Genomic DNA, 21968 nt, shown 5'->3' on the forward strand with positions numbered 1-21968 from the left:
CCCCGTTTTCATTCTAGCGGATTTTTAACTTCTAAAGCATGACTTAACTCGTAGGAAACTCGTTTTGCATGTCATTTATATTAGCCATAGCAATTTCTATTATAGGTATTCTGTGCCTAAATCCGCTCCTAAAGCTGTATGGTGCTGATGCTGAAAACAATACATATACACGTGAGTATACAAGCGTTATGTTTCTTGGGACAATATGTTTTGTTTTAGCACAATCAATGAACAGTCTTGTTAGAGGTATGGGATATGCAAAACGTTCATTGATCAATTTTATTTCTAGCATTATTGTAAATCTGATTTTGGATGCTATATTCATTTTCATATTTAATTGGGGAGTAAAGGGTGCGGCATTTGCAACCATTATCGGAAATTTGCTTTGTGCTGTGCTTGCTATTCAATTCTTGTATTCAAAGAAAAATACTATCAGACTACGTGTCCCAAATTTAAGATTGGATAAAGAGATTGTTAGTAAGATTCTTTCAATCGGTATTTCCGGTTTTATCGGGCAGTTTGCATTAAGCTTAGTAGCTTTAGTTTTTAATCACGTTTGCAGAATTTATGGCGGTAGCACCGCTGTAGCAGCCTACAGCATTATTTCAACTATTTTTATGCTAGTTTACATGCCGTTAATCGGATTAGGACAAGGAATACAACCAATTGTTGGATACAACTATGGTGCAAAAATTTATTTCCGTGTTAGAGGGACAGCACTAAAAGCATTTCAGTATAGTAATAATGGAGCGACGGTATAATTTTGATTTTTCATAACTCTGAATACTGCCATCTTGTACCTCTATTTCTTTTATGTAATAAAAAAAGATTGCTTTTCTCCTGCAATCTCTGTAATATAATCCTATAAAATTCTTTATTTTTCAATACTTTCCGTTTGTTTGGTTTATTTCACGCATCATTAGCACTGCAAATTGCCATTCCTTTTAATAAATTTTCTACGCTCTGCGTTTCGCCGGCTTCCATATACATTTGACTGCCGCCCATACTAGCTGCACGCTCACTAATTGTCACCTCATCACGCAACTTGATCTGCCCATTCTCTACTGCTTCTAACGACAGCAACATCGTCATAATCTTCGTTACACTAGCCGGAGGTAACTGTTCGTGACTATTCTGTTCATAAATTACCATTCCCGAATCAGCATCTAAAAGCACGGCTGATTTCGCATCAATTTTAAGACTCCCCTCCGCAACATCCGTATTTATTTCTACGGCAGATGGTGCCGCAGTAGTTTCTTTCTTTACAGATGATTCCATAAAAGGCAATCTCCAAAAATGAGAAAATGAAACGACAAAAGTAAAAATAATAGCGAAAATTAATACTGCTGACAAAGCCAACGGCATTCCTTTTTTCTTTTTATATAAATTCAACCTAAACCCCCCTCACTCTCTTTCTCTCTAAAAGATATTGTGGAATCAGGAATTTTAGACCAAAGGAAGATAAATTCCGTAGGAATAATCATGACCGCTGGTATTAACAGCGGTCATGATCATTGTTCTTCAATTTTACTACGCAGGACTAATTATACATTCCATTCTGAGCCATATAATTATAAATTTGCTCACCATGCTCTTGTTCTTCTTTTTGTATATGATTTAAAACCTGCCGCATATTTGGATCCTTAAATTCAAATATAGCGGTATTATACGTAGAAGATACAAATTTCTCAGTGGAAAGAGCATCTGTACATAAATAACAATCACTTTGTGAAGTATTAGATGCATTTCCTTGTGGTTGCGATTGCGATTGTGCAAGTACCTGGGACTGCATCGTAGACTGTGACTGTGTAGGCTGCTGCATAGCATTCTGTGCCTGACTCATTGCCTGCATTTGCGGCTTTTGCTGATCCGTGTTCATTGTCGGAACCGTTCCGCTCAACATTTGATTAATTGTGTTAAGATGCTCTTGCTCTTTGCTTTCTAATTCCTTAAACAATGCCTTTAACTGCGGATCGGATGCTTGAGATGCATATTTATTATATTTTTCTATGCAAATCTCTTCATGTTTTTTCTCATCTTGCAATAATGTCGTTTCTTTTTGTGTTAATGTGCTCATATAAATCACCTCAAACTTAATATGCACCGTATTATTAAAAAAATGTATCTCTTTTGAATATTTCTCCCTCAAATATAAATAATAAAAAATGAGGTGCAGCCATGGATAACAAAAAACAGATTTATGAATTGATCAATCAAAATTTAATGACAAATAACACGCCATCCCACTTTATGAATCATTTTATTGAATCGGATTGCTGTAAGGAATACCCTTTTTCAATATTTTTATCCATGCAGTCAACAAAGCAATCTCCACTTTATCATCCAGAAGGCAGTGTTTGGAATCATACGATGCTTGTTATTGATGAAGCTGCTAAAAGAAAAAAACAAAGCCGTAATCCTTCGGTTTTCATGTGGGCGGCTCTCCTTCATGATATCGGGAAACCCTCCACAACAAAGATAAAAAAAGGGAAAATTATCTCTTATAAGCATGATATAGCTGGAGCTGAATTAGCGTATAATTTTTTGTCCGCATTTACGAAAGATACACACTTTATAAATCAAGTATGTTCCTTAATCAAATATCATATGCACATCTTATTTGTGATTAAAGATCTGCCATTTTCTGATCTAGAAGGATTAAGAAAAAATGCAAACATTACTGAAGTCGCTCTACTGGGTTTATGTGACAGGCTCGGAAGAACCAATGCGAATTTAGCAGAAGAAGAAAAAAATATTCAATTATTTTTAGATAAATTAAATATAAAAAAGGAAAGGAGTTCGATTATGGCTAAGGCAGGCATGAAAAGACCAGATCCCAAAGAACCTCATGGCACAGAAAGTAACCACAAAACACACATACCCAAAAATGATACTGACCCAGTACCGGAAATTCAAGGAAAAGCAAAAAGTGGAAAAACAAAAGCTAAGCCCATATAAAAAAAGTCTGTAAATTTTGTTTTAAAGCTTTGTATGCATTCCATCATGCGCAGCGTTCGTATATGGAAAAATTTCTCTCGCTGATTCAACATAATCGTCTGGATTTCTTAAAGCAGGACTATAGTGTGTAAGCCATAGTTCCTTCACACAAGCTTTTTTTGCGATATATGCACTTTCATGAAACAGCATATGCCCCTTGCCTTCAAATTTTTTTTGCATGTCACGTTCTCCGTGCATTCCCTCACAAACAAATAAATCTGCATCTTTTGCAAGATTTATCATTGAATCATTCGATGAAGTATCTGTGCAATAACAAAGCTTAATCGGATTACGCACTCCATCCAAAACCGATTGCGGATCAATAATACGCCCGTCGTCTAATTTCACGGCCATTCCTGTGTGCAAAATTCTAAAGAACTTTTTTGGTACTCCCAGTTTGTCCGCCTTTTGTGGGTTAAATATCGGTTTTCTTTTCCATATAATGCTATATCCATAACATGGAATACTATGCGTTAATGAAGCATACATCAACTCAGATCCATCAATTTTAAATACATTTTTATCACCTTTTAATTCAATTATTTCTATCGGATAAGGTATAACCGGCGCAATCACTGTTAAAGCATTAAAGATGCCTTTCAACCCCGATGGCCCTATAAGTGTTAACGGTGTTTTTTTTCCATGGTTTCCAAGCGTGAGCAGCAGCCCAGGAAGTCCTGCTATATGATCTGCATGAAAATGTGTAAATAATATCGTATTTAAATGGCTTATTTTACAACCGCTTTCTTTTAATGCAATTTGCGTTCCTTCTCCGCAATCAATTAATATCGCTTTCCCTTGATGTTCAACCCAGCAGCAACTAAGCCACCGTTCTTTTTGCGGAATCATACCTCCTGTACCCGGCAGGTATACATCAATCATTTGATTTGCTCCTTTACATTCACACCGTTTTACTTACTGGTACGATTCAAAAAAATCTCGCAAGTCATGCTTTACATCTTCTGGCAGAGAGCTTTTCTTTATTCCTCTTATGGCGCCTTCTAACCCATATAGCCTATGAATACAGGCTGAAGGATCCGTTTCTCGGATTTTTAACCAAGCCGCTTTACTTCCAACTGCCTTTAATTCTTCTATTGTTTTAATTCCTGCATTCTCTAATTGCATTTCTACAATTCTACCTATATTGGGTAATTTTGATAATTCTCTCATGTAAAGCTCCTCGTTTCAACTAACTGTAGTTTTTCATTAATGGTTCTTCTAAGCTCTCACCCTTTTGTCCATCTATACTGTCCAATGATTGCATCTCGCATCAGAGCATCTTCTTCCATTTTTGGCTGCCCTGCATTATGAATGATATTATATTCGAAGCTATGGGACCCTGCTGATCCAAACGATTTTGCTATAAAAATATATTATACTGACGGATTATCTATTTTACAATCGAAGAAAAATTCAAGAGTTACTGTTTATAATTTATCTCCTGACGAAGAAATAACTTACTCTATTGAAAATTATTATATAAAAGGTTATGATGATTTATACAAATCATTAAAATTTATGAAATAAAATATTTAAATCACACTTTCCTTGGCATCAATATTTTCTGTGTTGTTTTCCACGTCATTTAGAGTCTTTTTCTCATTAATTTTAATCGGTGTTCTCTTTCTCTCATCGATATATCGATACAGCACTAAGGAAGACTCTGCACGTGTCAAAGTACCTTGTGGTTTAAACGTGCCATCACTATAACCGGAAAGAATGCCTGCTGCATAAGACTTGATAATCTGATAGCTGTACTTTGTAGTGCTTTCTACATCCTTGACCATCGCCTCAATCTTTGAGTAGTTTTCAATTCCGGTCTTTTCCAATCCATTACTTATGATGAGCGCCATATCACTTCTAGGAATCGGCTGATCGAGCATAGTAATATCGATCTCTGATTCCTCAAATAAACTCAGTTCCAACCCTTCTTTATAGTAGTTATGTGCCCAATGGTGCGGCTTTTCCGCTACCTTCAATACTTCTCCTGTTACTGCTACCACCATCATTTTAATGAACTCACCATAAGTCACTGTACTTTGAGGCTTAAAACTCGAGTCTGGGTAGCCTTTCATAACATCCTTATCTGACATGGCCTGAATAGATTCATAAGCCCAATTGGTTGCTTTCAGGTCTTTATATGTTTGCTGTTTCACAGCGTAAACTGCTGAAGTTGTAAAGAGCAGTATCGCCGTCAATGTAATAACAGATATCTTTTTCATTTAAAATTTTCCCCCTATGCTTTATAATCAAGCGATTGTTTTCTTCTATTACTCATCTCAATCGCATTCTTTTCTCTAACTTAAACTACACGCTATCCCCTCGTTCTCTTTTCCGTAAATTTATGATTAGAAATTCTATTGTTCTATTTTTATCCTACCTTGAAATTGTTTGTAATTCAAGAAAAATATTTTAAAATCCATAAGACTTGAATTTAAAAAACACTCGCTTTTATCATTTTGTTCTTAAGGTTTTTACATTTTACATTTTACATATTATTGTAAACCTTTTAAGTTGTTTGTTAGAAAATCATTCCTATGAAATTACGATCTAATTCTTTATTTCAACTCTACAGTGTGTCACTTCGATCGGCTGCATCTCTTTAAATCCAACATATATATATATAAAGTGGAAATGCTGGAATCAAAAACTTCTTATTTCCACAAGGTGTATCAGGGTGATAACAGTAAAAGATTTTTTCTTTGAAAGCTAAGGAAATAAAATTTCTTTTCTGTTATACTTACTATAAGGATTATCGCTTGGTGGCGGATCACTTTCCCTGAAGGGGGGTGATGCAATGATTACATACTCTGAATTATTTCAATTTGGATTATTAATTGTAGCAGTCATTTCTCTGTGTTTACACAGTAAGAAATAACGAAAGCCACCTAAAAAAGGTGGCTCATTCTATCTAGGATCTGCCGCCCTACCAAAAGCGGTAATCCTTTTCTTATCTAATATATATCATAGTTCTCAACTTTGTGCAAGAGAAAAAAGGCTAAAAGCCCTTATATTGTCCAAAAAGCATAATACTTAAAACTGCACAAACAACAGCCTCCCCAAAACCTCCCGTTCGAATCGACAAAAGGTTAAATCGTTTTCGCGATATAGGATATAACCACATGACTCCTTGTACATTAAGTGTATCTAAGATTAAATGAGACAGCATCCCAGGGATGAATCCATTAAAAAATAACACTATCCTATATAATTCTGCTGCTTCTTGTATCCAAATTGGAGTAAAAAAAGATATGAACGCCCATGTAATCAGAATAAATAATGGTGTATGCAAAAAGCCTCTATGCTTAAATAATCTGGAAATGATCGTGCCCGCAAGCGGTACTTTATTTGTAATCCAGCTTTTTGGGTGATCTATATCTGGAAATAATGATCCCAATACTGCTCCTGTCATTATTATGCTTTCTTGAACTGGCTCATGGACCCCTACTGCTGAAATAACAGCAAATCCTGCAGCAACTCCTCCTAATGCGTGCGTTATATAATTCATTTTTTTCGTACCTCTTCTGCTAATTTTATTTCATATACAAGATATCTTGCTTCTACTCGGATAATTTTTTACTTAGCGGGATAAAATGGCTCTAACAGAGCATATTGATTATGCGGTTATTAAATTTCACCCTTTAATTCTAATCTTTTTCTTATAACATGATTTATCTACAATTTTTAGAAACACATTGTGCGTCCTATTATAATATCAATTATTTATGCTTTATTCTCAAATTCAAAAGGCTTAAAAATAAAACATAAACAAAAAAATAAGATGCGACATACTGCATCTTTGGTATTAAATTTTCGTTTAATATCACTGCCTAATAAAAATTTAGTAAAAAGCCTACCTTTTTGAAGCAGCAAATTAAAAGTTCCTATAAAAAATTTTATTTTTGAATCGGAGAAAGGCTTGATTTTATAATTGATTTTCCCTTTTATAACTCTTATTTAATCTGTATTTTATCGAAGCCTTTTATTAATTATAGCACTTTTCCATATACATTCCAAGCGATGTATTCTGCACCTATGGATTTTTAACACTCTCCATTTAGATTCACGATAAAAAGGTCAGAGTCTGCTCAGAAAAGCTGGACTCTGACCTTTTAAACAAATACTTATACAAACTGACCTAGCTTATTTAGCAACTTCAAATTCTTTTCGTATACGAGCAAGAAGCTCTTTATCTGTAAGAACATCATATGCAGTAAGTGCCATCGTGCATGCACCTCGGAAGAGTAGCTCTTTTCCTTCATCAGTTACCGTACGATCTGCAAATTCTCTTGAATGAATTACTAATGAAGAATCGTTAAATCCAATCCAGCCATGAACACAAGGTGCCTTATAGCTTACATTTCCCAAATCCAAAGAACCAATGCCAGCTTCCGCAGGCTTTACATGATCTCCAAGTGCCTCTTGATTTGCAGTAAATGCTTCTAATAACGCATGATTGGTTACTAGATCGTAATAAGTTGCTTCAAAATGTGACATTTCCAAGCGTGCACCTGTCATTAAAGCAGCACCTTCTGCAATCTTTTTTACACGTTCTATCGCAGCTTCTGCAGTCGCTTTTTTCTTTGCACGAATATAGAAGCGCGCTTCTGCAAAATCGGGAACAATATTAGGTGCCGATCCTCCATTTGAAATGTATCCGTGAAACTGCACATCATTTGGAACATGCTGACGCATTGCATTAATTCCGTTATAAAGTAAAATCACCGCATCCAGTGCATTGATTCCTTCTTCCGGAGAAGCAGCTGCGTGCGCAGCCTTTCCATAATACTGAAACTGCAAAGGTATCAAAGTGAGAGAAGAGCCGCTTTCTTCAGAAACCGGAGCGGGATGTGCCATCATGGCAATAGAAGCATCGTCAAAAGCACCACGTTCAGCCATCTCAACCTTTGCACCACTTGTTTCTTCCGCCGGCGTTCCAAAAACAACAACCTTTCCTCCAATTTCAGGAAGAATCGGTTTCAAAGCAACTGCAGCGAGAAATGCCATTGAACAAATCAGATTATGACCACATCCATGTCCAATATCCGGTAATGCATCATATTCTGCACATAAAACAATATTAGCTCCTTCTTTCCCACTATCGTAAGTAGCTTTAAAAGCAGTTGGAATTTCATAAATATTTCTTTCTACCTCAAATCCAACTTCTTTAAAAGCATTACATAGTGCTTCGCAAGCTTTTACTTCCTGATATCCCAGCTCAGGATTTTCATATAAATAATTCGCTATTTGAAAGGCATCGTTAAGATACTCTTTCGCATTTTTTTTAATACGTTCCTTCATAGCTCACTCCTTTTAAGTGCTTAAAAATTAAAATGGTCCAAAATTTGTCATCTGTGCAATTATAACAAATATTGCACCTATAGTATATTGCAAACAGATGAGAGGAAGTATCCATTTTGCCCATTTCGTCCAAGGAATTTTAGCAAGTGCCAATCCTGCCATAAAGTAACCAGAGGTCGGTGTAAATATATTAGAAATCCCATCCCCTAATTGAAATGCCAAACAAGCCGTTTGTCTTGTAACACCTACTAGATCTGCTAATGGTGCCATAATTGGAATTGATACAGCCGCTTGTCCGCTTCCTGAAGGTACAATAAAGTTTAAGAAACACTGGAAAATGTACATTCCAACTGCAGTTACCGCTGCCGGAAGTTTCCCTAAGAAAGTTGCAGCACCATAAAGAATTGGGTGTATGATGTTTCCATCTGTCATAACGACAAGAATTCCTCTGGCAAATCCAACGATCAACGCACCAGCCGCTACATCAGCCATTCCTTTTCCCAAAGAATTTGCAAATCCATTAAAACCTAACCGTCCAATTGCAGCTACAATCATAGCCATCCCCAAGAAGAGTGCAGCAATCTCATTCATATACCATCCGTATTTTATAACACCATAAATTAAAAGAACAATGGATGCAGCAAATACCAATAAAATCAGTTTTTCTCTTCCCCCAAATTCATGCAGATTAGACAAATCAAGCTTATCTTCCCGCGCGACGTCAACATCGTACATCGAGGATAATTTTGGATCTTTTTTTACCTTTCTTGCATAAAGGATGACAAAAGTAATGGTCACAACCAGCATGCAGATATATAAAGCGATACGAAGTGTCATTCCAGAGAATAACGGTAACCCTGCAATTCCCTGTGCAACCCCGATTGTAAACGGGTTCATAAAAGCTCCGGCAAAGCCGCAGCCTGCTCCGCATAAGACCATAGCCGTCCCTGTCATCGAGTCAAAACCCATCGCAACTGCCAAACTGACCATAATTGGTATAAACGGCAATGTCTCCTCTGCCATACCAATAATTGCTCCGCCTAAAGAAAATGCAATCATAATTGCAGGTATAATAATAATTTCACTTCCGGATAAAGCTTTCGTAAGACGTCCAAGTCCAGCTTCAATTGCTCCGGTATCCTGTAAAACAGTAAAGCTCCCCCCTACAATAAAAATAAAGAAAATAATACTGGCACTTTCAACCATTCCTCTCGGTATGGAAGTAAGGAACCCCATCAGATTTACAGGGGTATTTTCAACATTTTGGAAAGAAGATGGATCAACAACCTCTCTCCCGCTTTCAAGAGTCATCATTTGATACTGTCCGGCCGGAATGATATAAGTAAGCACAGAACAAACTAAAATAATACCAATTAATAAGATATAAACGTGCGGTACTTGTAATTTCTTTTTCGTTTCCATATTAAAGGCCTCCTCTTAAGTGTAATTTTTTTTTAATTCCGAAGAAATAAACTGGCCAAGTCGATCATTGATAAGTTTTCCGTCTTTCAATGCAATACTCCCATTCAGGAGCACAAAATTAATTCCGATTGGCGCAACCGTAATATCCTCAAAAGTTGCTCCATCCATAATAATTTTTGGATCAAATATAGTTAGGTCTGCATCAAATCCTTCCTGAATTTGCCCCTTCTGATTTAATCCTAATCGCTTCGCTGGTTCAAACGTCATCTTGCGCAATGCATTAATCATAGAGATACATTTTGTTTCTCTCACATACCGCCCAAGTACTCTTGGAAAAGTCCCGGCTGCTCTAGGATGCCCATTCCCATTATTAATAATCCCATCGCTTGCAATCATCCCATATGGATTAGAAATCGCCTCAGAAATTTCTTCTTCATTCATGACAAATGCAACTGCCAACATTTGCGGATGTTCACTTCTCGCCTTTACAAACAGTTCTTTATCACAAAAACAGTTTTTATATGGCTCATCCGTCAAAAGTATATCCTCATAGCTTTTATTCCAGCGTTCAAAGCATCCCTCATTAAAAACAGCTGAACCAATACTAGTTGAAAAAGCATTGTACGGATAGGTGTCGTAATCTAATTTTGGATTTTCTACAATTGCATCATTGATTTCCTTTAATGCATCCTTCATTTGTCCCATTGCAGAACAGCTACTCAAATGTGAAATTTGGAACTTTTTCTTTGATACCTTTGCAATCTCAATCATTTCCCTAATTGCATCCGAAGATCCTGCTGAATCTTCACGATAATGCATCGATACAAAGATATCATCATAAGTCAGCTCATTTAGCACCTTAATAACTTCATCAAAGGTAATCCCAGGATCGTATTCCAATCCAAAAGAAACTCCAAATGCGCCATCTTCAATTTCCTTTTTAATCTTTTTAGAAATTTCTGATACAAGGATCTCCGGTGTTTCCTCATAGCGCCCCATTCCTGCTTGAGTACGCATGCTGTTATAGCCGGCAAGCAGCATATAATTCACTGGGGCTCCACCCAAACGTGAGATTGTTTTTTTAAAGCTTCTTACACTTTGATGCTGTAAACCACAGTTTCCGCCTAAGCAAGTCGTAACCCCCATTTTCAACATCATCTCTGAAATAACATACCGCTCCCCTTCATTGATAAAATCTTCTTCATGCATGTGAATATCAATAAAACCGGGAGAAACAACCTTTCCCTCAGCAGAAATAACTTGCTTCGCAGATTCTGTAACCTTTCCTATTTTCAAAATTTTTCCATCTTTGATACCAATGTCACCATTGAGCATTTCGCCTTTCTCATAATCAGGGTACTGTGCAGATTTGATGAGGATGTCTAACATGATATCCCTCCTTTCTTATTCAATTAATCTTTTCTTATGCTTTGCAATCGATATATGATTACACACTTCCAAAAGTCCACAATGTGGAATGGGGTCAGTATATGGACTTTTATGTAGTATATCACTTGCTCCGCACAACGTCAATAAAAATAAGACTGATTTATCAGACTTTTTATTTATTATCTTAGAGGAAAATGTGCGTTAATGATATCTGATAATCATGCAAACCTAAAATACTAATATGAAAACCAACATTTTTATAAAAAACCTATTATATAAGCATCATGGGGCTAAACGAAAGGAGAATAAAAAAATACATTCAAGAATGGAAAAAGCATGACATTGATTTAAATCAATTAAGTGTGAAAGAGTATACCGAAACTTTCAAGGGTTAATTGAGTACTACACCTCCCCTCAACTTGAACAAAAAGAAAATCAGCGCCCTTTAGACGCTGACCGGTAATGAGGGCTTATAGCCCTATACATTCAATCCTTATTCATCGCTTAATTAATTTCTGTACCCTTTAGTAGTTGTGTTTCTCAGTATCGATATCCTTAACCCAAATATATCAATTTGTTGTGTACTATTCGTATCAAAATGACCTTGAATTTTTTGCTATGTGCCGATAAATCATTCTCTATATCAAAATCAAGCTGATACTTCGTGATGCTTCTAATAAATCCTTTATATAATTTTCTTTATTTTCATCAAACTGTTTCGATTTGATCGCACCCAAGGAGATACAACCATGAAGACTACCATCATGAAAAAAAACAGGAACCCCTAATCCAACCGTGCCATCTAAATATTCATCTATACTGTCAGCATACCCTTTTGCGATTATCTTTTCATATTCCTTTAATAGCACTTTCGGGTCCATGATCGCTCCGGGCGAAACTCTTTCTAAATTCAAATTAGGAACAATCTCACGCAACTCATTAATTGAATGTGAAAACGCCATCAATACTTTTCCGTAGCAACCTGCATTAATTGGATAAACCGCACCGGCAATATAGCGAATCCTAGAATCCTGCATTTGTGATTCATAAATACTCACCACATCCGTTCCTTCCAATACAGCATAGCCAACCTGTTCCCCCGTTTTTCTGGCAACTTCATCAATTATCCTTCGAATCTCTAAAAAAATATCTGTGTGATTCGCATAAATTATGCCTACTTGATAAGCTTTGTATCCAATTGTGTATAAGCCATCATAAGTGCGCCGAATGTATCGAAATTCCTCCAATTCATTTAATATGCGGTGTACGGTCGGCTTACTGAACCCTAATTTCTCACTTAGTTCTTTCGCTGTGTAGGAATATGGTTTTTTAGTAAATTCATTTAATATAAAGATTGCTTTATTAATAGCAGTCACTTTTTTCATGAATATGGTTATCCTTTCTCTGCCCCTTACTCAATGATTTTTTTTATCAGAGATATTTTTCGAGGCATCTTTTTACTGAAAGTAAATGCATCTTCCAGTTCGGTCATCGCTCTTTGTACTTTATCCTCTCTGTTACCATAAACAGTTGCTAAACACTCCCCTTTTTTCACAGCATCACCTATCTTTTTATGAAGTAGAATTCCAGCTGAAAGATCAATGGTATCTTCTTTCGTTTCTCTTCCAGCTCCGGTATGTTGAGATGCGACTCCGATCTTTTTTGCTTCTACTTCCAAGAGATATCCCTCTTCCTTCGCAAAAAGTTTACTCTCATAAGCAGCTGGCGACAAAGAAATATCACCGTGCTCCTTTGAAACAATCCCGCCTTGACGTTCTACAAATTCTAAAAATTTTCTATATGCACTTCCCGTGTCTAGCGCTTCCTGTGCTAATTGATAGCCGTGTTCTGGTGAATCTGCTTTTTCACCTACAAAAATCATATAGGACGCCAACCGTAGACAGAGTTCTTCTATATCCTTCGGTCCATCCCCTTTTAAGGTATTGATTGCTTCTTGCACTTCCAAGCTGTTTCCAACTGCATTTCCAAGAGGTTGGTTCATATCAGTAATGATCGCAATTGTTTTCTTTCCCGCAGACTTTCCTATAGACACCATAAGATTTGCTAGATGTTCCGCTTCTTCCATCTCTTCCATAAATGCACCTTTTCCACATTTTACATCCAAGATAATGGCATCACTTCCCGCTGCCAATTTTTTGCTCATAATACTTGACGTAATCAAAGATGCATTGTCTACTGTAGCTGTAACGTCTCGAAGTGCATACAATTTCTTATCTGCTGCTGCAATGTGCGCAGTCTGACCAATTACAGAAAGTCCAATCTCATTGACTTGATTTACAAATTCTTCCGGTTCAAGTACAGTCCGAAAACCGGGAATGGATTCTAATTTATCGATGGTTCCGCCTGTAAAACCCAAACCCCTTCCCGACATTTTTGCAATCGGAACGCCACAAGCTGCCGCAATTGGTGCTACAATTAATGTTGTTTTATCACCAACGCCTCCGGTACTATGCTTGTCGACCTTGATTCCCTTTATTGCAGATAAATCAATGATATCACCGGAATGCTGCATCGCTTCTGTTAAATAAAACGTTTCTTCATCCGTTAATTTCTGAAAAAAAATTGCCATCAATAATGCTGCTGCCTGGTAATCAGGAATCACTCCTTTTGTATATCCAGAAATAAAAAATTGAATTTCTTCCCGTGTTAATGTCTTTCCCTCTCTCTTTTTTAAGATCATATCATTCATATTCATAATCGTCCCTCAAGCTTTAATCTCACTCCAAAAACTGCTTCCGATTTCTGTTGGAGCGACCCCCAAATACTCCGAAATAGTTGCCCCAATATCAGCAAAAGCCTTTTTGGTTCCCAAATTTACACCTGCTTTTACCGCCTTTCCATAAATAAGAATCGGTACATGTTCCCTGGTGTGATCCCATCCGCTGTGCACGGGATCATTACCGTGGTCAGCACAAAGCATCAGAATGTCTTGTTCTCCCATATTTTCCATAATTTCAGGAAGTCGTCGATCAAACGCCTCAATTGCTTTTCCATATCCCTGTGGATCTCTCCGATGACCATACAAAGAATCAAAGTCCACGAGATTTGTAAACAACAGTCCATTAAATTCTTGCTTTAATGCTGCAATTGTCTGATCGACTCCATCCATATTTCCCGAAGTATGAACGGATTCCGTTACCCCCTGATGATTAAAGATATCACTGATTTTTCCAACAGCATAAACGGTCTTCCCCGAATCCTTTACATGATCCAAAACCGTTTTTCCCGTTGGAGAAACCGCATAATCCTTACGATCGGAAGTTCTGGTATAGACACCGTTCTTCTCTGTAAAAGGTCGAGCAATGACACGGCCGACTTGAACTTCTCCAACCAGCATCTTTCTTGCAATTTCGCAGAAGTGATATAGTTCTTCCAAAGGGATCACCTCTGTATTTGCTGCTATCTGAAATACACTGTCTGCTGAGGTATATACGATTGGTTTTCCAGTTTTCTTATGTTCTTCCCCCAACTCTTTAATAATCTCTGTGCCGGAAGCTGCATAATTCCCCAATGTCTCTCGACCGATAGCCTTTTCGTATTCTTTCATAAATTGATCGGGAAACTTTGGAAAAGTCTTAAACGGTACTTCCGTCAAGAGGCCTGCAATTTCCCAATGCCCCGTAATGGTATCCTTGCCTTTCGATTTTTCAGCTAGGCGTCCATAAGAGCCGATCGGATTTTGCACTTTTCCAATTCCTGACACACCATCAATTCCGCCAAATCCAAGTTGAAGCAAATTTGGAATATGAAAACTTGTCATCTTTTCAGCAATATGCTTTAACGTGTTTGCCCCCTGATCTCCATATTCAGCTGCATCCGGTAACTCCCCGATTCCCAAACTATCCAGAACAATCAATGTCACTCGTTTCATCCTATCCCTCTTTTCTTTTAATTTTTAATCAGTAATTTTCACTTTATGATTCCTTTTCTAATTGCAAAGGAACACACTCTAATTTATCACAAGAAGTCAAGTAATATTCAATTCCGTTTTTCATTCCCTGCAATCCGTTTTTATATGCTTCTCTTCCATGTAAATGTCCGTAAACAACTTTTTTAACACCAAACTCTTCAAAGATATCAGTAAACCCGGATGATTCCAATTTTTCGTTGGTTGGTGGAAAATGCAGCACAGCGATAAGCTCTTTGCTGCTCTCTCCATTCTTAACCGCATTTTCTAAGGAAAGACGCAAGCGCCCAAGCTCCCTTTGATAAATTTTTTGATCCTGCTGCGTAAATCCGGATTCTCCTGGACAAGTCCATCCTCTCGATCCACAGATTCTGTGATTTTCAGTTTCATAATAAGTGTTTTGTATAAATGTCAAATGTTCAAAAAGCTTATTCAATTTTCCAATCGAATTCCACCATAAATCATGGTTTCCCTTAAACAATACCTTCTTACCCGGCAGATCGTCGATCCATTTTAAATCTTCCATCGCTTCCGCCAAGCGCAATCCCCAAGAAATGTCACCGGGAATGATAACTGTATCCTCTTCTTTAATAAGCTTCATCCAATTTTTTTTAATGCGTTCTGCATGATTTACCCATTGGCCGCCATAAATATCCATTGGCTTATCCACTGACAACGATAAGTGTAAATCTGCAATTACAAATATGCTCATCCTTCGTTTTCTCCAAGCTCTGTCGAATCAATATCTAATACTATGCGGCTACTGTCTTCCGGTAAGCTTGTTACATTTCTAAGCTTACTTTGGATTTTACGTGTTCGTGTCCCGACTAATTTATCCAGCTCCGCATTAGCCTGAGTAATACGGAACTGGGTCGCCGCTAAAACATCGCCAAATTTATCAAATTCTGTTTTGACGGCACCAAGAACATTCCATACATCACTGGAATGTTTCTGAATTGCCAATGTTTTAAATCCCATCTGTAAACTATTGAGCAAAGCTCCCATTGTTGTCGGCCCCGCTATATTTACTTTATACTCCCTTTGAAGAGTTTCGATTAACCCTCTTCTTACAACTTCGGCATATAATCCTTCGAACGGAAGAAACATAATCGCAAAATCAGTAGTCTGCGGTGGCTCTATGTATTTATCACGTATACTCTTTGCAAACGATTTTATCGTTCGTTCTAAAATTGCACCAGCTGCCTCCGCCTCTATACGATCGTTATTTTCATATGCCTGCATTAATCTGGAATACGCATCAGCAGGAAATTTTGCATCAATTGGGAGATAAACCACTTCCTCATTTTCGCCAGGAAGCTTAATTGCAAACTCAACTCTCTCCGTACTTCCTTTTTTGGTTGTAATATTTTCTTCGTATTGCTCTGGTGATAGTATCTGTTCTAAAATAGCTCCCAATTGTATCTCTCCTAGAATACCTCTGGTTTTTACATTGGAAAGCACTCTTTTTAAATCTCCTACACCAGAAGCAAGTGTCTGCATTTCTCCCAATCCTTTATAAACCTGTTCCAAACGATTGCTCACAAGCTGAAAAGACTGACCGATACGTTCTTCTAACGTCTTTTGCAGTTTCTCATCAACAGTCTGGCGCATTTGATCTAGACGCTTACCGTTATCCTCCTGCAATGAGGATAGACGAATTTCTATCATGCTTCTTATATTATCCAATTTTTGTTCATTTTGAATAGAATTATCTTTTAATCGATTGTCCAATTGCCCAAGCATTACGTTTACTGTTTTCTGTAACGTATTCACTCGTTCTGAAAGCTGTCCAGTCAGTTCTGCCAGTCGCTTATCCTGCAAATCTGCTGTCTGCTTTTGTGTTGCATTCAGCAATTCACCCAAGCCTTGAAAACTTCTCTGAATATACTGCAAAGTTTCTTGCCTCGTACTCTTAATTTCCTGCTTTACACCAGCTAACCCCAATGCTCCCAATATTCCAAAAATGAATAGAATAACAATTATAAAAAGTGTTTCCATTTTTCCCCCTACGTATACTTTTAATCAATCGAATATGCATTCCATGCTATACATATAGTATAGCATAAAGGAGAGTAACATGAAAAAAAAATATACATCTTTTGGATTCTCACTCCCCCTTTCTCAAATAAGAAAAAATCAGTCTGTACAAATACTTTCCATTCCAAATACTGACGTTCGAAGTCAAGCGCTCCGTCTGGGAATGATGGAGGGGAGCTCAGTTTTATGTTTAGAAAAACTTCGCCACGGTCCCATTGTGCTATTAGTCGAAAACCAACAAATTGCAATTGGTTATCTTTTAACACAGAATATAAGAATCATTCCTCTAAAATCACTTTATTACAAATAGGGAGGCTTTAAATGAAAGAACACCCTTTGCTTACCTTAGTCGGTAACCCTAACGTTGGAAAATCTGTACTATTTCAACATATTACCGGCATTTATGCTGAAGTATCAAACTTCCCCGGAACAACTGTAGAAATAACGGAAGGCACATTTGAAAATCTACGAGTTATGGATGCACCCGGCGTTTTTGGTTTATCTTGTGAAAATGAAGAAGAACGTGTTACTTTAAGCGCAGTCCTACAATCGGATCTCATTGTAAACGTAATAGATGGAACACAGCTTCATAGAGATTTATTTCTGACATCACAGTTGATTGATTTAGGAAAACCTATGATCATTTTAGTCAATATGATGGATGAAGTACGAAAAAAACACATCTACATAGATTTTGACACTTTATTCAAACGTTTCGGTGTCCCTATCGTTGCAGTGTCGGGGCGAAAAGGAAATGGTGTTTCTCAAATGAAGCATGTTATTCTTAATGGTGGATGTACGGGACAACCCTTTGTGCCCTATTCACATAAGCTTCCATTTTTAAGCGCACCTGAATACAAGGAAGAAGCAAATCAGATCCGTAGAAAAGAAATCAATCGTCTTTTAAAAAGTTCTTACATTACTAGAAATAAGCTTTCCAAGTGCGAGCTTTTATTCATTCATCCATTTTTTGGATTTCTTTTTCTAATGCTGATTGCATCTGCCATATATTTTATTCTTGGAAAAGTTCTTGCACAGGAAGTCATTCACTTTACAGAAGATTTCCTGATGGGAACATTCTACTTTAATTGGATCACGGGACTGCTTGAACCTTTTTTTTCAACCGATTCATTATCAGGCTATCTTCTTATTGGAGAGTACGGCCTTTTGACTATGGTTCCGATCTATCTATTTGGGTTACTACTTCCCCTCGTTGCAGGCTTTCACTTTCTTCTTTCTATTTTAGAGGATTGCGGGATTCTATGTCGTATCGCTGTTTTAATGGATCGTATCTTTTCTAAATTTGGATTAAACGGAAAAGCTGTTATTCCAATTCTATTAGGCTTTGGTTGTGTTACGATGGCGCTCATCACAACGCGTATTTTAGGAACAAAACGAGAGCGATTAATTGCATCGGCGCTTCTTTGTATCGGAATTCCCTGCTCTGCACAATTTGCAATTCTTTTAGCCATTTCTTCACAGCTGTCGTTTCCATCACTTTGTATTTATCTCTTTACGATTCTGTCTCTCTTCTTTTTCATTGGGATTTTTCTGAATCGTACACTGCCCGGGAAATCTTCCGAATTATTTTTGGTTCTTCCTCCATTAAGGAGACCTGTTGCTCTGAATTTATTAAAAAAAACTGCCCAAAAAACAAAGCACTTTCTCCATGACGCAGGAACGATGTTTGTTTTAGGCAGTATATTACTTTCTTTACTTGCTTATTTTAACGGGTTTGCTTTCCTTTATCAGCATCTTGAACCTCTAACCACCTCAATTTTAGGCTTGCCGCCTCAAACTTCCGGATTGTTTCTCATGTGTATGATAAAAAAAGATTTAGGAGCAGCCCATCTCTATTCTATGATATCTGATGGACTTTTAAATGAACCACAAATCGTAATTGTCCTTACTGTAGTGACCCTCTTTGTTCCTTGCTTTGCTTCTTTCGCTGTATTAATAAAAGAACAATCTCTCCTGCAAAGCTTGCTGATCTGGTTTAGCAGTATGCTCTTGGCTTTTACTGTGGGAGCGGTGCTTGCACAGGTTTTACTATAAATCCATCAAATCCGATATTTTTTAAACTCGTTTCATCATGACCGGCAGAGGAGCCATATCCATATACAAACTCACTCTTCCGTTTCAAGACGTAAGCCAAATTTTCCTCGTTTGCATCATCTACATTAATCGCCACAGCCCAAGGCTTATTCTGTTCAAGAAAATCCTTCACTTCAGGAATCGTATAAGAATTTTTCTTCAAAGTTACCATGACATCTTTAAACCCTTCATACTCTGTCTTCGTATAGAGATCAAAGCTATGCAAAACAGGAATAAGGCGAGAAACAACTTCTTTTCTTGCCGCTACTGCATCATTATCACCGGTATCCAATTGGTCATTCTTTAAGTAACGAAGCATAGAAATAGCATCTTCATCTAAATTCATCAATGCCTTTAAATTTTTATTTTCCTGCAAATAGTTAATTAAATCCATAAAAAAAACCTTTGACGCATCCGCTTCCTGCCAATCCGCAGAAGGGGTGACTAAAATCGTTACTTCATCTCCTGACTTTACTATTTTGTCTAGTTCACTGTCTTCTTTTATATCTTTTGCTGTTGCTGTATATACAAATTCCGGCTTTTCTGTCTCTGCTACGGTTCCGTTTACAATTTCATCTATATTTAATCCTTGCAGCAAAGCTTTACGGAGCACATCATTTTTCAGATAAAAGTCTGATAGCTCTATCAGTTTCTTCGCTCTTAAAGATTCCGTCTCATACGGACTCACATCCACTTCGCTCCCATCATCTAAACGCCATGCTTTACTGTGAGAAAAGACACCATCTCTGGACATTTCAAATACAATATCATCATTGATAAAAGAGCCTTTCAGCAAATGTGTCTGTTCAAAAACAAACCCTGATTTTGCCGTAAGGAGATTTTGTCCCAAATATAAGGTATCCAAATGCTCTAATCCAAGTAAATAACTGATTGTTGGCAAAAAATCCGATTCACCGGCTGTAATGGAAAGAGTTTCGTTTACATCGCTGTTCGGCAGATGAATAATCAATGGAATATTCATCATATGATTCAGTTTATAATCGTAGCCAAGGAATTTACTAACCTGCGCTTGGACGTCTGCATCGGTCTGCGGCAGCCCAAAATGGTCTCCATACAGCGCAATCACACTGTTATCATAAAGCCCATTCTCTTTCAGTGAGTCCAAAAACATGCCTAAACATTGATCCGCATAGCAGACACTGTTGATGTAATCTCCAAAGAGCGTATCCTTGTCTTCTTCCGCTAGAGTTATTTGTGATAGCTCACTAGGAAGTTTAAACGGATGATGACTAGATAAAGTAATTAAGAAACTATAAAACGGCTGCTGCATCGTCTTTAGAATTTCGGTCGATTGCTGGAAGAATGCAGCATCGCTGATACCAGTTATATTACCGCCTCCAATGCCGATAATATTATCATTTTTTAAAACATCACTGTTTATAAAAGTATCAAACCCTAATTTCGGATAAATGCTCTCACGATTCCAGAAGGTCTTATTGTATCCATGAAATACTGCAGTCTGATAACCCTGCTCTTTTAATATCCAAGGCAGACCCTTAAAATAATTATCTTCATACAACTGATATGTATAACTCTCAATACTCCCTAGGTAAGAATTATTTGTGACAAATTCAGAATCTGAAGTGTTCCCGCTTCCCAATTGCTGATAATAATGGTCAAAATAAAGGCTACCTTGTTCTTTAATCAGCTGATTTAAGTTTGGCGTCAACTCTTGTCCATTATAAGATGCGTTAATCATAATATTCTGTAAAGCTTCCACCTGAATCAAAATAAGATTTTTTCCTTTTGCTGCACCAAAAAGCGGCCCGTCAATTTGATTTTCATAAGTTCCTGTTGCTAAATAGTAATCTTGTTTTTCCTGACCGAAAACGCCTCCGGTTAATCCTTGAAGCAAATCTCGGATGTGATAAGAAAAGAATTCCTGATTATCAATTGATGTAAAAAGAGGACTTGCAATCGGATTAGTCAGAATCAATAACGCTAAAACCCAGATGGTCACAGTCCGAATCTTCTTTTTTGTGCTCTTGCATATTGTTTTAGTATCTTGCAATATACGCGCGACTATTGTACGAAAAAAATCTATTAAATTTGTAAAAAATTTATAATAGAACTGAAAAAACTTCATTTCCTCTGCCCCATTTCTGTTTTGTTTTCCTCTGAAAAAGATTCAGAGTGCTCATAGGATGAATCCATCTGCTCCTTTGGCTCAAATTCATTTTTATTTCCCTCTTGATGTTCTTCATGCCTGTCATAATCTCCTTCAATTTCTTCTTGCAAAGCGGAATCAAAGGAAATTTCCGTATTTTCTTTATTCTTTAAAAGAAAATGATTTCGGAATAAAGTAATAAAGATTAATATATTATCTAAAAAAAGCAGAAAAAATTTAGGTTTTAAAACTGCTTTTATGCTTGCGCCCACATCCCCTAAAAAGCCTGCTGCTCCTAACATATTTATGGATAAATAGCGGTTAAAAAAGCTTGCATAAGCAACATCTGCAAACATTAGAATCGAAAAAATTAAATACACACATGCCGGTATCCATTTATTCTTAAAAGACGAAAAAAATAAATAAATTAGTCCTCCAGTAATAAACCATATTAATATAAAGTTAGATTGCACAGACATGAATTGATAAAACAGAAATAACTTCACCCACACAAAAATAATTGCAATCATTCCAATTATGCCAAGGGATTCTTTCTTTAATAAAAACCATTGTTTCACTCGGCTTGAACCTATATTAGGCGTATTTTGTTCCATAGCTAACCTCTTTTTCTTAATCTATAACGCTGATAATTATATAACATTATAAGCAGCG

Annotated in this window: 20 protein-coding genes and 2 pseudogenes; 6 read left to right on the plus strand and 16 right to left on the minus strand. The window is 37.0% G+C overall.

What is annotated here, in order from left to right:
* The first annotated feature begins 68 nt into the window (after positions 1-68).
* Positions 69-761 carry an MATE family efflux transporter gene (locus U5921_RS14835; RefSeq protein ID WP_324824232.1) on the plus strand — a complete coding sequence of 231 codons (693 nt, stop codon included), beginning with the start codon at positions 69-71 and terminating at the stop codon, positions 759-761.
* Between the two features lie 148 nt (positions 762-909).
* Here the strand turns inward: U5921_RS14835 and U5921_RS16240 are convergent, their stop codons facing one another.
* Together U5921_RS16240 and U5921_RS14845 are read right to left on the minus strand one after the other, a co-directional pair.
* Positions 910-1392, minus strand: a complete 483-nt coding sequence (locus U5921_RS16240) for a D-alanyl-D-alanine carboxypeptidase family protein (RefSeq protein ID WP_417765020.1) — start codon at positions 1390-1392, stop codon at positions 910-912.
* A gap of 148 nt (positions 1393-1540) precedes the next feature.
* Positions 1541-2077, minus strand: coding sequence for a spore coat protein (locus U5921_RS14845; protein WP_324824233.1), 537 nt, complete (start codon positions 2075-2077; stop codon positions 1541-1543).
* Between the two features lie 233 nt (positions 2078-2310).
* Between U5921_RS14845 and U5921_RS16245 the strand changes: the two are divergent.
* Positions 2311-2703: pseudogene (locus U5921_RS16245) on the plus strand (HDIG domain-containing metalloprotein); the annotation flags it as partial.
* 276 nt (positions 2704-2979) lie between these two features.
* Here the strand turns inward: U5921_RS16245 and U5921_RS14855 are convergent.
* The 3 genes from U5921_RS14855 to U5921_RS14865 all read right to left on the minus strand — a co-directional run bounded on the left by U5921_RS14855 (position 2980) and on the right by U5921_RS14865 (position 5219).
* Positions 2980-3879, minus strand: coding sequence for a ribonuclease Z (locus U5921_RS14855; protein WP_324824234.1), 900 nt, complete (start codon positions 3877-3879; stop codon positions 2980-2982).
* A 33-nt stretch (positions 3880-3912) separates the two neighbouring features.
* Positions 3913-4167, minus strand: a complete 255-nt coding sequence (locus U5921_RS14860) for a TfoX/Sxy family protein (protein WP_324824235.1) — start codon at positions 4165-4167, stop codon at positions 3913-3915.
* A gap of 362 nt (positions 4168-4529) precedes the next feature.
* A complete protein-coding gene (locus tag U5921_RS14865; RefSeq protein ID WP_324824236.1) occupies positions 4530-5219 on the minus strand; it encodes an S-layer homology domain-containing protein in 690 nt (229 codons plus the stop codon).
* A 575-nt stretch (positions 5220-5794) separates the two neighbouring features.
* On the opposite strand from U5921_RS14865, the gene U5921_RS16250 reads away from it, so the two are divergent.
* A complete protein-coding gene (locus tag U5921_RS16250; RefSeq protein ID WP_417765064.1) occupies positions 5795-5875 on the plus strand; it encodes a putative holin-like toxin in 81 nt (26 codons plus the stop codon).
* Positions 5876-5995: 120 nt separating this feature from the next.
* Here the strand turns inward: U5921_RS16250 and U5921_RS14870 are convergent, their stop codons facing one another.
* The 4 genes from U5921_RS14870 to U5921_RS14885 all read right to left on the minus strand — a co-directional run bounded on the left by U5921_RS14870 (position 5996) and on the right by U5921_RS14885 (position 11109).
* The gene (locus U5921_RS14870) at positions 5996-6505 is read right to left on the minus strand and encodes a metal-dependent hydrolase (protein ID WP_324824237.1); all 510 of its coding nucleotides are present in this window, start codon (positions 6503-6505) and stop codon (positions 5996-5998) included.
* 635 nt (positions 6506-7140) lie between these two features.
* Positions 7141-8298 (minus strand): M20 family metallopeptidase, encoded by a 1158-nt coding sequence (locus U5921_RS14875; protein ID WP_324824238.1) that lies wholly within the window; start codon positions 8296-8298, stop codon positions 7141-7143.
* 27 nt (positions 8299-8325) lie between these two features.
* On the minus strand, positions 8326-9720 hold the full coding sequence (locus U5921_RS14880) for a YfcC family protein (protein ID WP_324824239.1): 1395 nt from the start codon (positions 9718-9720) through the stop codon (positions 8326-8328).
* A gap of 15 nt (positions 9721-9735) precedes the next feature.
* Positions 9736-11109 carry an amidohydrolase family protein gene (locus U5921_RS14885; protein WP_324824241.1) on the minus strand — a complete coding sequence of 458 codons (1374 nt, stop codon included), beginning with the start codon at positions 11107-11109 and terminating at the stop codon, positions 9736-9738.
* A 171-nt stretch (positions 11110-11280) separates the two neighbouring features.
* Between U5921_RS14885 and U5921_RS14890 the strand changes: the two are divergent.
* Positions 11281-11504 (plus strand): annotated as a pseudogene (locus U5921_RS14890) (transposase); the annotation flags it as partial.
* Positions 11505-11747: 243 nt separating this feature from the next.
* Here U5921_RS14890 and U5921_RS14895 read toward each other — a convergent pair.
* The 5 genes from U5921_RS14895 to U5921_RS14915 are packed head-to-tail and all read right to left on the minus strand — an operon-like array spanning position 11748 to position 17035.
* Positions 11748-12494, minus strand: a complete 747-nt coding sequence (locus tag U5921_RS14895) for an IclR family transcriptional regulator (protein WP_324824242.1) — start codon at positions 12492-12494, stop codon at positions 11748-11750.
* Between the two features lie 26 nt (positions 12495-12520).
* The gene (locus U5921_RS14900; protein WP_324824243.1) at positions 12521-13825 is read right to left on the minus strand and encodes a pyrimidine-nucleoside phosphorylase; all 1305 of its coding nucleotides are present in this window, start codon (positions 13823-13825) and stop codon (positions 12521-12523) included.
* A 9-nt stretch (positions 13826-13834) separates the two neighbouring features.
* Positions 13835-15001, minus strand: a complete 1167-nt coding sequence (locus U5921_RS14905; RefSeq protein ID WP_324824244.1) for a phosphopentomutase — start codon at positions 14999-15001, stop codon at positions 13835-13837.
* Positions 15002-15044: 43 nt separating this feature from the next.
* Positions 15045-15749, minus strand: coding sequence for a metallophosphoesterase (locus tag U5921_RS14910; RefSeq protein WP_324824245.1), 705 nt, complete (start codon positions 15747-15749; stop codon positions 15045-15047).
* Positions 15746-17035: a DNA recombination protein RmuC gene (locus U5921_RS14915; protein ID WP_324824247.1), complete on the minus strand. Its 1290-nt coding sequence runs from the start codon at positions 17033-17035 to the stop codon at positions 15746-15748. Before U5921_RS14915 ends, U5921_RS14910 begins: the two co-directional genes overlap by 4 nt.
* A 79-nt stretch (positions 17036-17114) precedes the next feature.
* Between U5921_RS14915 and U5921_RS14920 the strand changes: the two genes are divergently transcribed.
* On the plus strand, positions 17115-17384 hold the full coding sequence (locus U5921_RS14920; RefSeq protein ID WP_324824248.1) for a ferrous iron transport protein A: 270 nt from the start codon (positions 17115-17117) through the stop codon (positions 17382-17384).
* A gap of 11 nt (positions 17385-17395) precedes the next feature.
* Positions 17396-19129 carry a ferrous iron transporter B gene (locus U5921_RS14925; protein WP_324824249.1) on the plus strand — a complete coding sequence of 578 codons (1734 nt, stop codon included), beginning with the start codon at positions 17396-17398 and terminating at the stop codon, positions 19127-19129.
* Here U5921_RS14925 and U5921_RS14930 read toward each other — a convergent pair.
* Together U5921_RS14930 and U5921_RS14935 are read right to left on the minus strand one after the other, a co-directional pair.
* Complete coding sequence (locus U5921_RS14930) at positions 19092-21149, minus strand: LTA synthase family protein (RefSeq protein ID WP_324824250.1); 2058 nt, start codon at positions 21147-21149, stop codon at positions 19092-19094. The two genes, U5921_RS14925 and U5921_RS14930, sit on opposite strands and share 38 nt — an antisense overlap.
* A gap of 122 nt (positions 21150-21271) precedes the next feature.
* A complete protein-coding gene (locus tag U5921_RS14935; RefSeq protein WP_324824251.1) occupies positions 21272-21910 on the minus strand; it encodes a hypothetical protein in 639 nt (212 codons plus the stop codon).
* Between the last annotated feature and the right edge of the window lie 58 nt (positions 21911-21968).

This window comes from Sinanaerobacter sp. ZZT-01 (assembly GCF_035621135.1).
Taxonomy (GTDB): Bacteria; Bacillota; Clostridia; order Peptostreptococcales; family Anaerovoracaceae; genus IOR16.

Excerpts from the sequence above, each read along its gene's own strand:
- U5921_RS14920 (WP_324824248.1), top strand. The coding sequence starts at position 17,115 with ATGAAAAAAAAATATACATCTTTTGGATTCTCACTCCCCCTTTCTCAA.
- U5921_RS14925 (WP_324824249.1), top strand. The coding sequence starts at position 17,396 with ATGAAAGAACACCCTTTGCTTACCTTAGTCGGTAACCCTAACGTTGGA.
- U5921_RS14875 (WP_324824238.1), bottom strand. The coding sequence starts at position 8,298 with ATGAAGGAACGTATTAAAAAAAATGCGAAAGAGTATCTTAACGATGCC.
- U5921_RS14845 (WP_324824233.1), bottom strand. The coding sequence starts at position 2,077 with ATGAGCACATTAACACAAAAAGAAACGACATTATTGCAAGATGAGAAA.
- U5921_RS14865 (WP_324824236.1), bottom strand. The coding sequence starts at position 5,219 with ATGAAAAAGATATCTGTTATTACATTGACGGCGATACTGCTCTTTACA.
- U5921_RS14910 (WP_324824245.1), bottom strand. The coding sequence starts at position 15,749 with ATGAGCATATTTGTAATTGCAGATTTACACTTATCGTTGTCAGTGGAT.
- U5921_RS14885 (WP_324824241.1), bottom strand. The coding sequence starts at position 11,109 with ATGTTAGACATCCTCATCAAATCTGCACAGTACCCTGATTATGAGAAA.
- U5921_RS14935 (WP_324824251.1), bottom strand. The coding sequence starts at position 21,910 with ATGGAACAAAATACGCCTAATATAGGTTCAAGCCGAGTGAAACAATGG.
- U5921_RS14905 (WP_324824244.1), bottom strand. The coding sequence starts at position 15,001 with ATGAAACGAGTGACATTGATTGTTCTGGATAGTTTGGGAATCGGGGAG.
- U5921_RS14900 (WP_324824243.1), bottom strand. The coding sequence starts at position 13,825 with ATGAATATGAATGATATGATCTTAAAAAAGAGAGAGGGAAAGACATTA.
- U5921_RS14870 (WP_324824237.1), bottom strand. The coding sequence starts at position 6,505 with ATGAATTATATAACGCACGCATTAGGAGGAGTTGCTGCAGGATTTGCT.
- U5921_RS14915 (WP_324824247.1), bottom strand. The coding sequence starts at position 17,035 with ATGGAAACACTTTTTATAATTGTTATTCTATTCATTTTTGGAATATTG.
- U5921_RS14855 (WP_324824234.1), bottom strand. The coding sequence starts at position 3,879 with ATGATTGATGTATACCTGCCGGGTACAGGAGGTATGATTCCGCAAAAA.
- U5921_RS16250 (WP_417765064.1), top strand. The coding sequence starts at position 5,795 with ATGATTACATACTCTGAATTATTTCAATTTGGATTATTAATTGTAGCA.
- U5921_RS14880 (WP_324824239.1), bottom strand. The coding sequence starts at position 9,720 with ATGGAAACGAAAAAGAAATTACAAGTACCGCACGTTTATATCTTATTA.
- U5921_RS14860 (WP_324824235.1), bottom strand. The coding sequence starts at position 4,167 with ATGAGAGAATTATCAAAATTACCCAATATAGGTAGAATTGTAGAAATG.
- U5921_RS14835 (WP_324824232.1), top strand. The coding sequence starts at position 69 with ATGTCATTTATATTAGCCATAGCAATTTCTATTATAGGTATTCTGTGC.
- U5921_RS14895 (WP_324824242.1), bottom strand. The coding sequence starts at position 12,494 with ATGAAAAAAGTGACTGCTATTAATAAAGCAATCTTTATATTAAATGAA.